The sequence below is a fragment of the Cellvibrio fibrivorans genome (assembly GCF_031457055.1).
Taxonomy (GTDB): domain Bacteria; phylum Pseudomonadota; class Gammaproteobacteria; order Pseudomonadales; family Cellvibrionaceae; genus Cellvibrio; species Cellvibrio fibrivorans.
In genome coordinates this window covers 170583-185991 of record NZ_JAVDVX010000001.1, presented here as the reverse complement: position 1 = coordinate 185991, position 15409 = coordinate 170583, and the positions used below count along the sequence as shown (strand labels likewise).

The 15409-nt window shown below is 48.6% G+C and carries 13 protein-coding genes; 10 read left to right on the top strand and 3 right to left on the bottom strand.

All coding sequences use genetic code 11. The features are described 5' to 3' along the window. The first annotated feature begins 7 nt into the window (after window positions 1-7). Both rpsO and pnp read left to right on the top strand, forming a co-directional pair. Complete coding sequence (gene rpsO / locus J2X05_RS00815) at window positions 8-277, top strand: 30S ribosomal protein S15 (RefSeq protein WP_310067437.1); 270 nt, start codon at window positions 8-10, stop codon at window positions 275-277. A 220-nt stretch (window positions 278-497) separates the two neighbouring features. Then, the gene (pnp, locus tag J2X05_RS00810) at window positions 498-2621 is read left to right on the top strand and encodes a polyribonucleotide nucleotidyltransferase (protein ID WP_310067436.1); all 2124 of its coding nucleotides are present in this window, start codon (window positions 498-500) and stop codon (window positions 2619-2621) included. 105 nt (window positions 2622-2726) lie between these two features. Here pnp and J2X05_RS00805 read toward each other — a convergent pair whose 3' ends face one another. The 3 genes from J2X05_RS00805 to J2X05_RS00795 all read right to left on the bottom strand — a co-directional run bounded on the left by J2X05_RS00805 (window position 2727) and on the right by J2X05_RS00795 (window position 4941). Then, entirely contained in the window at window positions 2727-3434 is a 708-nt protein-coding gene (locus tag J2X05_RS00805; RefSeq protein ID WP_310067435.1) for a Crp/Fnr family transcriptional regulator, read from the bottom strand. A 236-nt stretch (window positions 3435-3670) separates the two neighbouring features. Beyond that, a complete protein-coding gene (locus J2X05_RS00800) occupies window positions 3671-4342 on the bottom strand; it encodes a ChrR family anti-sigma-E factor (RefSeq protein WP_310067434.1) in 672 nt (223 codons plus the stop codon). Then, window positions 4339-4941, bottom strand: coding sequence for a sigma-70 family RNA polymerase sigma factor (locus tag J2X05_RS00795; protein ID WP_310067430.1), 603 nt, complete (start codon window positions 4939-4941; stop codon window positions 4339-4341). The genes J2X05_RS00800 and J2X05_RS00795 overlap by 4 nt, the downstream gene beginning before the upstream one ends. Before the next feature lie 277 nt (window positions 4942-5218). Here J2X05_RS00795 and J2X05_RS00790 point away from each other — a divergent pair, with 277 nt between their 5' ends. The 8 genes from J2X05_RS00790 to J2X05_RS00755 all read left to right on the top strand — a co-directional run bounded on the left by J2X05_RS00790 (window position 5219) and on the right by J2X05_RS00755 (window position 15405). Beyond that, the gene (locus J2X05_RS00790; protein WP_310067427.1) at window positions 5219-8032 is read left to right on the top strand and encodes a DUF4397 domain-containing protein; all 2814 of its coding nucleotides are present in this window, start codon (window positions 5219-5221) and stop codon (window positions 8030-8032) included. 203 nt (window positions 8033-8235) lie between these two features. Beyond that, window positions 8236-9117, top strand: a complete 882-nt coding sequence (locus J2X05_RS00785) for a TraB/GumN family protein (protein ID WP_310067424.1) — start codon at window positions 8236-8238, stop codon at window positions 9115-9117. 19 nt (window positions 9118-9136) lie between these two features. Then, complete coding sequence (locus J2X05_RS00780) at window positions 9137-10012, top strand: ABC transporter ATP-binding protein (RefSeq protein ID WP_310067422.1); 876 nt, start codon at window positions 9137-9139, stop codon at window positions 10010-10012. Then, window positions 10009-11382, top strand: coding sequence for a hypothetical protein (locus J2X05_RS00775; protein ID WP_310067420.1), 1374 nt, complete (start codon window positions 10009-10011; stop codon window positions 11380-11382). The genes J2X05_RS00780 and J2X05_RS00775 overlap by 4 nt, the downstream gene beginning before the upstream one ends. Then, complete coding sequence (locus tag J2X05_RS00770) at window positions 11382-11756, top strand: GntR family transcriptional regulator (RefSeq protein WP_310067417.1); 375 nt, start codon at window positions 11382-11384, stop codon at window positions 11754-11756. Before J2X05_RS00775 ends, J2X05_RS00770 begins: the two co-directional genes overlap by 1 nt. A gap of 49 nt (window positions 11757-11805) precedes the next feature. After that, the gene (locus J2X05_RS00765; RefSeq protein ID WP_310067414.1) at window positions 11806-13407 is read left to right on the top strand and encodes an alpha/beta hydrolase; all 1602 of its coding nucleotides are present in this window, start codon (window positions 11806-11808) and stop codon (window positions 13405-13407) included. Continuing rightward, entirely contained in the window at window positions 13407-14201 is a 795-nt protein-coding gene (locus J2X05_RS00760) for an ABC transporter ATP-binding protein (protein WP_310067413.1), read from the top strand. Before J2X05_RS00765 ends, J2X05_RS00760 begins: the two co-directional genes overlap by 1 nt. Next, window positions 14194-15405 (top strand): ABC transporter permease, encoded by a 1212-nt coding sequence (locus J2X05_RS00755; RefSeq protein WP_310067411.1) that lies wholly within the window; start codon window positions 14194-14196, stop codon window positions 15403-15405. The genes J2X05_RS00760 and J2X05_RS00755 overlap by 8 nt, the downstream gene beginning before the upstream one ends. Window positions 15406-15409 lie beyond the last annotated feature (4 nt).

Below are 15409 nucleotides of genomic sequence, written 5' to 3'. Positions count from 1 at the left end.
AAACATCATGGCACTGAGTGCTTCTGAAAAAGCTGCAATCGTTAACGAATACAAACAAGCAGAAGGCGACACTGGCTCGCCCGAAGTCCAAGTAGCGTTGTTGACTGTTAACATCAACAAACTGCAAGGCCACTTCGCTGACCACAAGGCAGATCACCATTCACGTCGCGGCCTGATCCGTATGGTAAACGCGCGTCGTAAATTGTTGGACTACCTGAAAGGTAAAGACTCTTCTCGTTACGTTGCTCTGATTCAAAAATTAGGTCTGCGCCGTTAAGTTTGTCCAGTGCCCGCTCTGCGGGCACTTTTATTTTGTAATGCTGTTGTTTGAATCTAACAAGCAATTATGGAATTGCGCTGATGAGAGTAAAAATTAGCGCCCGGGCAGGATGCACAGTTCGTACTGATTTTTTATTGATATGAATGAAAAGAGCAAACTTAAATAGACGCGTAACAATTAACGCAATTGATTTTTAGTGAATATAAAGGATAAAAGAGTGAATCCGATTATTAAGAAGTTTCAATACGGCAATCAAACCGTAACCCTCGAAACTGGCCGCATTGCCCGTCAGGCAACCGGTGCAGTACTGGTAACTATGGGTGAAGTATCTGTGCTCTGTACTGTTGTAGGTGCCAAGCAGGCATCACCAGGCCAGGATTTTTTCCCGCTGTCTGTGCACTACCAAGAAAAAAGTTATGCCGCTGGCCGTATCCCCGGTGGTTATTTGAAGCGTGAAGGCCGTCCTTCAGAAAAAGAAACCCTGACCTCGCGTTTGATCGATCGTCCAATTCGTCCGCTGTTCCCGGAAGGTTTCCTCAACGAAGTACAAGTTGTTTGTACCGTTGTATCAACTGACAAACAATACGATCCCGATATCGTTGCGATGATTGGCACGTCTGCAGCATTGGCTGTTTCAGGTATCCCTTTCAATGGTCCTATCGGTGGCGCTCGTGTTGCCTACACCCAGGAAGAGGGTTACATCCTCAACCCAAGCTTCAAACAACTCGAAACCTCCGAGTTGGACATGGTCGTTGCCGGTACTAAAGATGCCGTGTTGATGGTGGAATCTGAAGCGAAAGAATTGCCTGAAGACATTATGCTCGGCGCAGTACTTTATGCTCACCAGGAACTGCAAGCAGTTGTACAAGCCTGTGCCGAATTGGCACGCGATGCGGGCAAGCCGCGTTGGGATTGGCAACCAGTTGCTGCAAAAACCGCGCTGACTGATGCATTGGTAAAAGACTTTGGCGAATCAATCGGCATGGCTTATCGCATCACCGACAAAGCAAAACGTTACGACCGTCTGGGTGAGTTGCGCAACCAAGCCGTTGCTGAATTGGCGACTGAAACTACCGGTTTCTCTAGCGATGAAGTGAAAGCGGAATTCGGCATGGTTGAATACCGTTTGGTGCGTTCGCGTATCGTAGCGGGCGAGCCGCGTATCGATGGTCGCGACAACAAAACCGTACGTCCAATTCAAGTTGAAGTTGGCGTGTTGGGCAAAGCGCACGGTTCTGCATTGTTCACCCGTGGTGAGACTCAAGCGCTGGTAGTAGCGACTCTGGGTAACGCGCGCGATGCACAAATTATCGATTTCCTCGAAGGCTCCAAAAAAGATGCGTTCATGCTGCACTACAACTTCCCACCTTTCTCGGTAGGTGAGTGTGGTCGTATGGGTGCCACTGGCCGTCGCGAAATCGGCCACGGTCGTTTGGCGCGTCGCGGTGTTACTGCCGTGTTGCCAAAAGAATCTGATTTCCCGTACACCCTGCGTGTAGTGAGCGAAATTACTGAATCTAACGGTTCAAGCTCAATGGCGTCTGTGTGCGGTGCGAGTCTGGCGTTGATGGATGCCGGTGTCCCACTCAAATCACCTGTTGCGGGTATCGCAATGGGCTTGGTGAAAGAAGCTAACGGCTTTGCGGTATTGACCGACATCCTCGGCGACGAAGATCACCTCGGCGATATGGACTTTAAAGTGGCCGGTACCACCAGCGGTGTAACTGCGCTGCAAATGGATATCAAAATCGAAGGTATCACCGAAGAGATTATGGAAATCGCACTGGAGCAAGCCTTGGCCGCGCGTTTACACATTCTCGCCGAGATGAACAAAGTGCTCGCCAAATCACGTTCAGTGGTTAGCGAAAACGCACCGCGTTTTGAAACCATCAAAATTCATCCGGACAAGATCCGCGATATCATCGGTAAAGGCGGCGCGACTATTCGTGCAATCACCGAAGAGACTCAATCTTCAATCGATATCGATGATGACGGCACCGTTAAAATTTACGCCGACAACAACGACGCATTGCAAGCTGCGATTTTGCGCGTAATGGGCATTGTTGCTGAAGCGGAAATCGGTGCAATCTACGAAGGTACCGTAGTGCGCATCGTAGACTTCGGCGCATTCGTAAACTTCCTGCCGGGCAAAGACGGCTTGGTTCACATCTCTCAAATCGCCGACGAGCGCGTAAACAGCGTGAGCGATTATTTGAAAGAAGGCCAAGTTGTAAAAGTAAAATGCCTCGACGTAGACCAACGCGGCCGTATCAAACTCTCAATCAAAGAAGCTTTGGCTGAAGAGTCAGGTGCAGCACCAGCGGAAACTACTGAAGAGTAATTTTTCTCCGCGCTGAACTAAAAACGCCCGCTTCGAAAGATGCGGGCGTTTTTTTGTTTATAGTGGTGAGTTTTTAATATGTAGTAATAATCTATTTCTTAAAAATCACTCAAACAACCGCGCATAATCCTTCGTCACCGCTTCATAACATTCACAAGCAACTGCTTCCAATCCTGCGCGATCTAAGATGCTGATTTTCCCGCGTGTATATTGAATTAATTTTCGCTCTTGTAATACACCGGCGGCGACAGTGATTCCGCTGCGGCGGACGCCGAGCATGTTGGCGAGAAATTCTTGAGTGAGATGAAAATAATCGGCGTGGGCGCGGTCGTGTGTCATGAGTAGCCAGCGGGCCAGGCGCGGTTCGATAGCGTGAAAATGTGCGCAGGCGGCGGTTTGTGCGAGTTGTGCCATCAATACATACAAGTAGCGATTGAAGGTGCTGGTGAGTGCAGCATTGTTTTGTAAATCTTGCTGTAATTGTTCAGCTGTCATACGCAGCGCAGTGCCCGAGCCTTGCACCATTGCGCGCATGGGGGCGCTATTTATTCCGAGTGCGACTGTTGCGCCGAGCATACCCTCATTACCAATCAAACCCATTTCAAGTGGTTGATGGTCACGCAGTGTGGTGACCAGAGTAATAAAGCTGGTCAACGGAAAATAAACGTAGCGAAACGGTTGGTCGGGTTCGCACAGCACTGTGCCGGAGCTTAGTTCTACCTGTTCGCAGCTGTGCAGAATTTGTTGGCGCGCCTCAGGTGATAAACTTTCAATAAGGCGATTAACCACGGGGGCGGTAGTGAGGCTTGGCATCGAGCGTCCTGTAACAAAAGAGGCTCGTGGTCAGTGGAATAGGGCACCACAAGTCTTGGTGTCAAAGTCTACTGGATGGTTTTTTCCTTGTCTGTCCGCTACAGGGCATAGGGGGATAATTGTTGTTTGGCATGATTGGGGGTCGCTTTCGTTCGAGGTGCACTGAGGGTGAGCGAATCAATCTGCGGGCAAAAAAATCCCCGCAGGTTTGCGGGGATTGTGTGAGGCTGTACGATTTAATTCCACGCCATAAATGGGTTTAACACGCGGTACCAGCCAGTAAATTTCAGCGGTGCATTTAACACCGTCAAACAAATACAATCTTCATTTTGCAGTGCGGTAGGGCTGTGTTTGTGGCTTGCATCGCGCGCGATAAAATCGCCTTCATGATACACACCCAACTCGTCAGAGTATCCACCACTCAGAATAACTGTGTACTCAAAACCTTTGTGCGTATGCTTGGGGACTTTTGCACCGGCGCTGATTTTCTGCAGTGCAACCTGGAAGCCTTTCACGTTGACCAGCGAAGTCAAATCAAACTTGCTGATTTCTTTCGTTTGGCGTTGCCAGGGTAAATCCGCTAGCGATGTGGGCAAGTAGCGCAACAGCGGGTTGGTGAAATGCTGAATCGCTCTATCGTTCGGCGTTGGTTCCATTTTCACTTTTACGGGCGCGCTGTGGTCATGCGGTTCCAGTGATGACATCAGGGTTTCAAATGCCTCATCATCGGTGCTGGCTGGCTTGATGGTTTCCAGTAGCGCGCCACCTAAATGGTTTAAGTTTTTCACATGCTGGCGGCAGTCGTGACAAAAACACAAATGCATCGCTACCGCGAGTGATTCCGGAATACTGCAGCTTCCCGCTGCGTAATTCATTAAGGTCATATCATCAGGATGATAGGCACTCATATTTCTTTAGCCTCAAACATAACACGTAATTTTTGCAGCGAAAGACGCAAGCGCCCCTTCACCGTACCCAAAGGAATGTTCAACTCCTCTGCCACTTCCTCGTGGGTTTTACCTTCGTAATAGACTTTGCGCAGGGCGATCATTTGCTCTTCGGGCAATTTATCGATGGCGGCTTTTACAAATTTTTCGGTCGATAAATTCTGGATTGAGCAGATGGTGGTGTCCTCCGTGGGAATCTGCCACAGGTCTTCTGTCTCAATCACAATCTCGGCGCGGGTGCGATTTAACTTGCGCAAGATATCGATGCGCTGGTTACGTGTAATCGTAAAGATCCAGGTCGATACCGACGCAAGCGACTCGGAATATTTATCCGCATTGCGCCACACGCTGGTCATTACTTCTTGCACCAATACTTCGGCATGCTGGCTAAAGCCCTGGTTGATTGCATAGGCTTTGATACGCGGTGCAAAGTGTTGGTAAATTGCGCGAAATGCCGCTTTATCGTCATTCTCGGCTACACGTGCCAGCAGCGCCCCCCAATCGGGCGCATCGTTTGCGGCGGTAGAGTCATTCATTGACACGGCCTTTTTAGTCGTCATGTGAAGTCTCATTATCGCTTACCAGTAGTTTTTAGATAGCCCATACGCCACTGATACGCAGGGTTATTTAGTGCAGATCATTCCAGCCAATGTATTCCCTCTATTTTGCCAAGCAGTGCTGATTTTCATTGCCTAGTGCATTTTTTTTGCTCCGTTTTTTGATCCCTGAAAAAAGTCGCGGCGTAATCCACCCTGCTAATACCGACCCGACACGACGGGTTTTACCTTTTATCTAACATTAATGACATGTTGATTCGGTCAACAAGAGGGTAAGGAAATGAAGCTAATCAGAGGTATTTTTCTCGCATTGCTAAGTCTCGTGCTAGTCGCTTGCGGCAGCGATGACGATAAAGAGAAAGTGAGTGTATCCATCAGCCCCATGACGGCAACGATCAAAGCCGGGACTACCCAAACATTTACGGCCAGTATTACCGGCAGTAAAAACACCGCCGTTACCTGGAAAGTTGATGAGGCCAATGGCGGCACTGTAACGGCGGCCGGCTTGTACACAGCACCGCTCACCGCCGGTACTTATCACGTAACGGCGACTAGTTCAGCCGATACCAAAAAGAGCGCGACCGCAACGGTCACAGTAACGCCGCTCGATAAAACCATGGTGCGTGTTTTCCATGCGTCACCCGATGCTCCCAAGGTGAATCTTTGGGTGAATGATGCAGTGGTCGCTTCAGGTTTGGATTATCAAAAATCGACTGGTTACCTCACTTTGGACGAAGGCACCTACAAAGTAGCAGTGGAGGGTGTTATCCCTGGCGGCAATGCAACAGTGATCGGCCCAGTCAATCTGCCTCTGGCTGGCAAAACTGACTACGACGTTATCGCCGTGAACAGCGTCGCTAGCATTGAGCCGCTGGTTATCAGCGATACCGGCAGCTTGAGCGATAACACCAAAGTGCGTGTGCGTGTAGCGCATCTGGCAGCTGCTGCACCTGCGGTGAAAGTATTTGTAACGGCGCCCGGGGCAGATCTCGCAGCGTCAACTGCATTGGGCAGCTTTGCGTTTAAAGAGACTTTGGGCGCGGTAGAAGTTGCTGCGGGCGATTACCAAATCCGCGTAACCCTTGCCGATAACACTGTGGTATTTGATTCCGGTACCGTGAATCTCGCCGCTGGTAAAGACTTGTTGGTGGGTGCTGTGCCGAATGTCGGTACAGGGTCATCGCCTATCAGCCTCGCTGTGTTGGACGGTAATGCGGTCGCCATTATTGGCGATAAAAATGCCGGTGCAGATTTGCGTGTAGTGCACAACTCGGCCGATGCTCCTGCGGTAGATGTGACTGCTAACAATGGTGCAACGCCTGCGATTGCCAATCTCGCTTTCCCTGATGCGACTGGCTACCTGAATCTGCCCGGGGCGACCTACAACTTCAAAGTCACTCCTAATGCGGCGACTATGCCGGTAGTGATCAATGCCGATGTGCCGCTGATGAATGGCGCTGCTTACACCCTGATTGCTTTGGGTTCCTTGGCCACTATCGAACCGCTACTGTTGACCGACGACAACCGCTCAGTCGCCACCGAAGCAAAAGTGCGTTTGGTGCACGGCTCGACCCTTGCCGGTAATGTAGATATTTATGTAACCGCACCCGGTGCTGGCATTGCAACGGCGACCCCTGCCTTTAGCAACATCCCATTCAAAGCCAGCACTGGTTATGTGAGCCTTGCTGCGGGCGATTACGATGTGATTATCGCCCCGACCGGTACCAAAACCGAGGCGATTAAAGTCGGCGTTGCGCTGGAGGCTGGTGGTGTTTACACCGCAATTGCGCGCGATGGTGCTGGCTTGACCGCTGCACTGGGCGTGATCGGTTTGGACGGCTTGGCCCCCAACAAAACCCATGTGCGTGTATTCCATGCATCTGCCGATGCCCCCAAAGTGAATTTGTGGGTGGATGGTGCGGTGGCTGCGTCAGGTCTGGATTACCAAAAATCGACCGGTTATCTGGAACTGGATGCTGATACTTACAATGTTGCAGTTGAAGGTGTTATTCCTGGCGGCAATGCGGTGGTAATCGGCCCGGTTGATTTGGAGTTGGAGCGCAATACTCGCTACGACGTCATTGCGGTCAATTCAGTTGCCAATATCGAACCCTTGATCCTGAGCGATATGGGCAAGCTCGCCAATGCCAACAACGTGCGCGTGCGTGTTGCACACTTGGCTGCTGCTGCGCCAGAAGTGAAAGTACATGTGACTGCGCCTGGCGATGCCATCTCAGACGCAACTTCTGTCGGTAGTTTCTCATTCAAAGAAACACTCGGCCCATTGGAAGTACCTGCGGGAACCTATCGCATTCGCGTCACCCTGCCCAACAACACAGTCGTGTTTGATTCAGGCTCTGTTGCCCTCACCAGCGGTAAAGATTTGCTGATCGGCGCTTTGCCCAATGTCGGTACAGGTTCATCACCTATTCAACTGGTGGTGTTGGATGGTGCCAATGTGGCGGTGCTGAGCGATGCAGCAGCAGGTGCGAATTTGCGTGTAGTGCATGCGTCGGCCAATGCACCGGCGGTTGATGTGTTGGCAAACAATGGCGTGACTCCGGCAATCAGTAATCTTGCCTTCCCGGCGTTCACTAATTACCTGAATCTGCCTGCGGCGACCTACAACTTCAAAGTGGTACCAACCGGTGTAACAACGCCAGTGGTAATCAATGCCGATGTCCCGCTCGCCAATGGTATGGAGTACAGCTTGCTGGCCGTGGGTGCTCTCGCGAATATCGAGCCGCTGCTGCTGACCGATAACAATCGCAAAGTAGCAACGGAAGCGAAAGTGCGTCTGGTGCATGCGTCAACCCTGGCAGGCAATGTGGATATTTATGTCGTTGCTGCAGGTGCTTCCATCGCCAACGCTATGCCCGCATTTGCCAATGTTCCGTTTAAGGCTGATACCGGATATGTTTCATTGGCTGCAGGTAGCTACGATGTGATCATCGCACCCACCGGCACCAAAACCGAGGCGATCAAAGCCACGCTCACCTTTGCCAACGCGATGGTGTATACCGCAGTCGCGCGCGACGGTGCAGGCTTGAGCAGCCCGTTAGGTGTGATTGGCTTGGACGCACTTGCCCCCTGATTATTAACCATTCACTGATGCTTATGAAAAATACCCGGATTCGTCCGGGTATTTTTTTGCCTGAAATTTATGGCGGTATCTGCAAAAGTTTCCCGTCTGCACTTGTCAGGATTGGATTCGTGTATTAGTGTAGTAATACACATTGATTTGTGTGATGTCCCCTTAATCCATCACCTAATAAACAGCCAACCAAGGAGTGAGCCATGAAATCCTGTTTTAGATTAATTACCGGTTTGTTAGTGTTTGTCAGCATTTCTGCCAGCGCAGAAACCAGTCTTTACGAAATCACCAAAGGCGCTCAAAAAATTTATCTCGGCGGCACTATTCATGTGTTGCGCATTAGCGATTATCCGCTTCCGCCCGAATTTGAGCAGGCTTACGAAAATGCAAAAATTCTGGTGCTCGAAACCGATATGAAAAAAGCCAGCTCGCCCGAATTTGGTCAGCAGATGGCGCAGGCATTTATGTACAGCGACGGAAAAAATTTATCCCAGGATCTAAAACCGGCGTTGTGGAAGGAGTTGCAATCTTTTGCCGATGAGCGTCAATTCCCGCTCGGGCAAATGAGCATATTTAAAGCCATGTTTGTGAGCCTCAGTTTGTCGATAGCAGAAATGCAGCGCCAGGGATTTGGTGTGGGGCAGGGCGTGGACGCCTATTTTTATCAGAAGGCAATTGTCAGTGGAAAAACCGTACAGGAATTGGAAACAACTGGTGAAGTATTAACGCACTTAACAATGCTCGCCGATGTAGATGCCAATCTCATCATTAAAGCCACGCTGCGCGATTTGCACAGAATGGATGGCATGTTGGAAAAATCCGTCGGCTATTGGCGTGCAGGTGAATTGGAAAAGTTAGATAAAGAAATGGCGGCGGATATGCGCAAAGAAACGCCGGAAATTTATCAACAATTATTAGTTGCGCGCAATCAAGCTTGGTTGCCAAAAATTGAGCAGATGTTTGCATCGCCAGAGGTTGAGTTGGTGTTAGTGGGCAGTTTGCATCTCAGCAGTAAAGACGGTTTGCTCGCGCATTTAAAACAGCGTGGATATCATGTAAAACCTTATCTCATCACACAACCCTAATCAGATAAAAGGAGCTTTTATGTCTGCCTGTGTATCGCTAAAAAATCTGCAACGTCAATTTTCACGCGTCACTGTTCTTAAAGGAATCAATGCCGAAGTATTGCCTGGGCAGGTCATTGCCCTATTGGGAAAAAATGGCGTAGGTAAAACCACCTTGCTGGAAACAATTTTGGGTTTTGGTTTTCCCTCGGCAGGCGAGGCCAGGCTTTGGCAGCTTGATGCAACAAAAATCGCTGGTGAAACTAAACAGCGCATTGGTTTTGTACCACAGCAAGACGAGTTGTTGCCTAGCTTAACCGGTGGTGACCACCTGAAATTATTTAAAAGTTTTCGCCCGCACTGGAATCAACCACTGGTAGATAAATTAATTGCTGAATGGTTAATTCCAATGACTATGGCGACCGGGAAAATGTCGGTTGGCCAGCGCCAAAAATTATCTATTTTATTGGCGCTTGCTCATGAACCGGAATTGTTAATTCTGGATGAGCCAGTAGCCAGTCTCGATCCTATCGCCCGCCGCCAATTTTTACAGCAGCTAGTGGATATTGCTGCCGATGAAAACCGTGCAGTGATTTTTTCTACCCATATTGTCGGCGATGTAGAACGTGTCGCCAATCAAGTGTGGATGTTGCGTGAAGGTGTCCTCGCCTATCAGGGCGGGCTTGATGAGCTAAAAGAATCGGTTGCGCGCGTTACTTTACTTGCCGCTGAAAAATTCCCGGAAAAGCTGGATTTGCCCGATTTAATCAATCAAAAAATACAGGGCAATAGTGCACAGCTTACTTTCATTAATTGGTCTGCCGCGCGTGAACAACAGCTTACCAATCAGTTTGCTGCGCAAATTGACGTGCAGTATTTGAGTTTGGAGGATATTTTTCTGGAGATGAATCCATGAGTGCTCAAGGAGTATTGAATCAATATTGGCGCTTGATACTGGTTATGCTATTGCCCGCCCGCTATGTCAAATGGCTTGGTGTGTTGACCCTGGCGGTGTTAATTCCCGGCGCAATACTGAGCTTTTTTGGCCACTCCGTTTTGCTGTATCTTGGATCAGCGTTTAGTTTTCTACTGGTTATGATGGTGGGGATGCTAGTGCCGGGGCAAATGCTGGCATTACGAAGCAGTAAGCAGTTTCAGTACATGGCAGATCTGCGCTACCCATTATTTTTTATTGCCATGGTTTTTTGGTTGTTAGTGTCATTTTGGTTATCTATCACCCTCGTGCTATTAAATCCAAAAGAATTTAGTTTTTATTCAATATTTGCTTTGACAACCATGGCTTTAACATGCGCAGCAGTTTTGTTCGCAGTGGTCGGATCGTATATGCAAACCGCGCAGGGTTTTGTCCCGCTGTTGGTGTGGATTGTATTTTTCTCGGCAAAAAGCACCGATTTATTGTCCGCAGTTAACACAGGAGTTTATTGGCTAGTGACTGCACTGCTATGGCTGGTGATGTTTGCTTGGTGGGTTCGCTGGCAGCCACAAAAGTATCTGATTAATTTTATGACATTGCCCGCTGCTGAAATGCAGCGGCAGCAGGCGAATAACATTCAGGCGATAACCAACGTATTTTCTGCTACCCCTAAAACACTTGCGGGTTCATTGTTGGCTGGTGTATCTGACGGTATTCAAGCCTGGTGTAAGCGCGAGTTAGGTCAGCTAGTGTTTTTTCTGTTGATGCTCATGTTTATGCTGTACTGGGTAAGGCAAATACCTGCCAATGTAGCAAGTATGATGGTCTCGATTTATGCATTTATCTATATTTGTATTCGCGGTGGGATTATCTTCCAAAGCTTTTTTCGAAATTTGTATCGCTTGTGGATTAACGGTAGTTATTCCAGAGGGGAAATACTGACTTATATCGAAAAACGTTATTTTTTAATGTTGGTCTCCTCTATAGTTCCTGTCACGCTGGTTTTTGTGCTGATAAATCATTATCTATTGAATGATTTGCTGGGTTTATTTAAGGGCGCGTACGTTTTATTCATTGGCTTTTTGTTCAGCAGTCTTGCGTTCTATGTGGGGCTGTTTGTTTATATAAAATGCGCTGCCAGTTTTGTTCTGCTTAATTGGATTACCCCTATTGTAAATATCGGCCTCATCGGCATCATGGTCTATTTGAATATTCTTTGGGGCCCGAGCCCTAGCCATGAGCATGCTGGTTATCTATGGTTTTCGGGCGCATTGTTAATGTTGACTTTACTGGCGCGCGCGTGGGTTAAATCGAGCTGGGAAAGTGTTAATTTTTACCGGGTAAAAAATTAATGTTCACACTTAATCCCCAATCCGGTATCCCTATTTATCGCCAGCTTGCCGAGCAGGTTCGGCGTATGGTTGCCGGTGGTCAATTGAAAGAGGGCGATGAATTGCCCTCGGTGCGTGAGCTGGCGTTTGAGCATGCAGTCAATCCCATGACGATTTCCAAAGCCTATAGTTTGTTGGAGGTTGAAGGTTTGCTCATGCGGCAGCGCGGTAAACCGATGCAAATTGCTCCGCAGGATAAACAAAAAAATTCTGAACAGGAACGTTTACATCACTTGCATCCGCAGTTAGAGCAACTGGTGCTCGCGGCACGGCAGTTGGAAATTCCCGATAAAGTATTACTGGCTAGCCTGCGCGAATTGCTCGCGGATAAGTAGTTGCTCGGTGATCAATAAATTCACATTTGTACAAATAAGGAATGAACGAATGAATATCTCTTGGTCGGCTTACGGTATTTTGTGCTTGTTGCTACTAGGTCTTTTGCCCGCATGCAGTGAAAAAATAGAGCGAAAAGCTGCTGCAGTTTCCATTCTCAAGCCGTGCCCTGGATTTGTGGAAACCGGTAAGCCCCCGCTGGTGTATGGTGCGGAGTGTGGTGAATTAACCCTGAAAGAAAATCCTGCCGACGCCAATAGCAAAGACATTAGTGTGGCGATTTTACGTTTGCCTGCGATCAGCCCGGTAGCCAATGCCGATCCACTCTTTTTAATTCAGGGTGGGCCTGGAGGTTCTTCGATTGAGATGGCTAACCAGATCCACAGCTTTTTTGCGGATGTGCGCAAAAATCGCGATTTAATTTTTGTCGATCAGCGCGGCACCGGCAAATCCAATCCGCTGCGCTGTGAACAGGCATCGCCAGAGGATTTAAAACTGCCAGAGGCGAAGCAGACTGAAAAATATATTGCACTGATGAAAAACTGCGCCGAAAAATATCAACACAATGCTGCTTTCTATACCACAGTAGATGCCGTGCAGGATTTGGATGCGGTGCGTATCGCATTAGGGTATGAAAAAATTAATCTCTGGGGTGGTTCCTACGGTACCCGTGTTGCACTTGAATATGCGCGTCGCTATCCAGAGCAGGCGCGCACGATTATTTTGGATGGCGTGGCACCTGTGAGCATCGCCCTTCCCAAATATTTTGCACGCGATGCTATGGCGGCTTTGGTAGCGGTGAATAATGAATGCCTTGCGCAAACAGATTGTGCGGCAGAGTTTGGCAACATAGTGCAAAAAGCAGAAACCGTACTGCAGCGTTTGAATGCGTTGCAGGCAAAGGGTGAGCCGCTGGAAATTAGCTATGAACATCCGCGCAACCAACAGACGGAATCACTGCACTTAACGCCGCGCACGTTTTCATCATTGATATTTATGTCGCTCTACTCGCGCGATTTAACGGTGTTATTGCCGCGTGCGATTAGTTTTGCCGAAAAAGAAGATTATCGTTTGCTTGCGGCCTTATCGGCCTTGTCATCGGAGAATGCGCAGTTGATGAACATTGCGGAAGGCATGCGCTACAGTGTGATTTGCAATGAAGACTGGCCGCTATTATCAGTGAGTGATATCGAGCAGAGCATCCCGTTTTTTGGTATTCCTTTCGTAAAGGACATACAACCGATTTGCGCGTTATGGCCTAAAGCGCAATTACCTGTCGATTATTGGGATCCGATCAAAAGCGATGTGCCAGCGCTCTTGTTATCAGGAAAACATGATCCGGTGACGCCCGATGTATGGGCACAAGCTGTTGCGGCGCACTTGCCCAATTCAACGAGTTTGAGTGCGGCGGGTGGCAACCACTCCATTTCATCTGAAGGTTGTGTGCCGCAATTGATTGCGCAATTTATCGAGCGAGCGTCTATGAAGGATGTAAAAGCAGATTGTGTGGAAAAGATTAAACCTCTGCCCTTGGTACTAGGTGCCAATCAGAAAAAAGCGGCCAGCTCTGCGGCCGATAATTATTCATCGGTAGGTGTCTCATCTGTAAGCGTTTCCTCCATAGATATGTCATCGTCAGGGAGTGCAGAATAATGATTCGTGTAGAGCATCTCAGTAAAACCTTTGCGGCAAAAAAGAATAGCGGCCTCAAGTTTCCTGGCTTTAAAAAAGCTGCCACACCAAATCTGATCACCGCATTGGATGATGTCAGCTTTACCTTAAATGATGGCGAGATCACCGGTCTGTTAGGGTTAAATGGTGCAGGTAAATCAACCCTCATGCGTTTGATTTACGGATTGTTGCAGCCGAGTGCAGGTGATGTGTGGGTCAATCAACATCAAGTCAGTAAAAATCCGAACGCTGCGCGCCAACAATTAGGTGTATTGCCGGATGATACGGGTTTATATAAGCGTCTAACCGCGCGCGAAAATATCCGCTACTTTGGTGAGCTGCAAGGGTTGCAAGGTGATGCGATGGAAAAATCCATTAACCAATTAATTGATTGGTTGGGCATGGTGAATATTGCCGAGCGTCGCGCGGAAGGTTTTTCACTCGGTGAGCGCATGAAAACGGCGTTGGCGCGGGCGATCGTGCACCAGCCGCAGCATATTTTATTGGATGAACCCACTAATGGTTTGGATGTGATCACGACGCGCGCAGTGCGTCGTTTATTACATGAATTAAAAATGCAGGGGCGTTGCGTGATTTTTTCCAGCCATTTGATGCATGAAGTCAGTGGTTTGTGCGACCGCATTATTGTGATCTCCCACGGAAAAATTTTGGCAGACGGTAATCTTCAAACAATTCTGGATGCGGGAAAATCCCACAATCTGGAAGAGGCATTTGTCAATTTAGTTCAGCCACAGCAGGAGCTGCATCATGCGTAATTCGTTTAACCTTACGGAATTGTTGAATAAAATTGCCATAGTGTTTCGCAAAGAGTGGCGTGATTCCCTGCGCGATAGTAAAAGCTTACGCATGACGCTCTTGATGCCGGTGTATTTTGTCGGTGTATTTGTCGCCTCGTCGCTATTCATTATTCATATGAGCAATCAATCCAAAGCGACCAACAACGAACCCATCAAGCTCGCTGTTGTGGGGGCAGAGCAATTGCCATCGCTGATCGATTGGCTGCAAGAGCGCGGCGTACAAGTTGATGCAGTGGGCGATGATGCCTATCAAAAAGTGGAAACGGGCGAACTGGGTTATGCCTTGGTAATCCCCAAAGATGCGCACGAAAAATTTGCCACAGGTGAATCAATTGAATTGGCGCTGGTTTTCGATGCAACCAACAACAAACTGCAAGGAGGGATTCATTTTGTGCGCCAGCAAATCTGGAGTTGGAACGGGCGGATGGGTAGTTTGCGTTTGTTATCGCGCGGTATTTCTCCCGGGATCGCCAACCCCGTTTATATTCGCGATCTCAATATAGCCAGCGATGAAAAAATGGGTTTTTTTGTGATGGGGAGTTTGCCCATGCTGTTAATTCTCACTGCCTTTATGGCGAGTGTAGGTTTCAGTGCAGATATGACCGCCGGCGAACGCGAGCGCCGCTCGCTCGAATCCCTATTAATTACACCTGCATCTTCCACTGCATTAGTGCTGGGAAAATGGTGTAATAGTTTTTCCCTTACCTTGATGGTGTCGCTGGTAGAAGTCATATTGTTGGTCGTCGCATTTGCTTATGTACCTTTTAAAGAGTTGGGGTTGCGAGTTGATGTATCGCCACTGGAATTAGCCGGTGTGTTTGTAGTGCTCGCTTCGCTTGCGCTGCTGGCGACGTCATTACAATTTTTAATTTCCCTGTTTGCCCGCAGTTTTAAAGATGCGCAGACCTATATGGGGTTGATGATATTTATCCCGATGGTGCCACTGTTTTATACCTTGTTCAATCCGAGTGCTTACGCCGATTGGTTCCGCTGGGTGCCGGTGTTGGGGCATCAGGTATTGATTAAAGATCTATTGCTGGGCGGCACAATTACCGCTACCCATTTTGCGCAGGTGTGGTTGGTGTCCGGTGTTCTTGCATGTGCTCTGTTGGCTTATACAATCCAGCAATTGCGCAAACCAAAAATTGTGTATGGAGTCTGATGCT

What these genes read in the sequence shown, in the direction of transcription:
- J2X05_RS00770 (WP_310067417.1), top strand. Translation starts at nt 11,382, where the DNA reads ATGTTCACACTTAATCCCCAATCCGGTATCCCTATTTATCGCCAGCTT.
- J2X05_RS00755 (WP_310067411.1), top strand. Translation starts at nt 14,194, where the DNA reads ATGCGTAATTCGTTTAACCTTACGGAATTGTTGAATAAAATTGCCATA.
- J2X05_RS00760 (WP_310067413.1), top strand. Translation starts at nt 13,407, where the DNA reads ATGATTCGTGTAGAGCATCTCAGTAAAACCTTTGCGGCAAAAAAGAAT.
- J2X05_RS00775 (WP_310067420.1), top strand. Translation starts at nt 10,009, where the DNA reads ATGAGTGCTCAAGGAGTATTGAATCAATATTGGCGCTTGATACTGGTT.
- rpsO (WP_310067437.1), top strand. Translation starts at nt 8, where the DNA reads ATGGCACTGAGTGCTTCTGAAAAAGCTGCAATCGTTAACGAATACAAA.
- J2X05_RS00765 (WP_310067414.1), top strand. Translation starts at nt 11,806, where the DNA reads ATGAATATCTCTTGGTCGGCTTACGGTATTTTGTGCTTGTTGCTACTA.
- J2X05_RS00805 (WP_310067435.1), bottom strand. Translation starts at nt 3,434, where the DNA reads ATGCCAAGCCTCACTACCGCCCCCGTGGTTAATCGCCTTATTGAAAGT.
- J2X05_RS00800 (WP_310067434.1), bottom strand. Translation starts at nt 4,342, where the DNA reads ATGAGTGCCTATCATCCTGATGATATGACCTTAATGAATTACGCAGCG.
- J2X05_RS00790 (WP_310067427.1), top strand. Translation starts at nt 5,219, where the DNA reads ATGAAGCTAATCAGAGGTATTTTTCTCGCATTGCTAAGTCTCGTGCTA.
- J2X05_RS00785 (WP_310067424.1), top strand. Translation starts at nt 8,236, where the DNA reads ATGAAATCCTGTTTTAGATTAATTACCGGTTTGTTAGTGTTTGTCAGC.
- J2X05_RS00780 (WP_310067422.1), top strand. Translation starts at nt 9,137, where the DNA reads ATGTCTGCCTGTGTATCGCTAAAAAATCTGCAACGTCAATTTTCACGC.
- J2X05_RS00795 (WP_310067430.1), bottom strand. Translation starts at nt 4,941, where the DNA reads ATGACGACTAAAAAGGCCGTGTCAATGAATGACTCTACCGCCGCAAAC.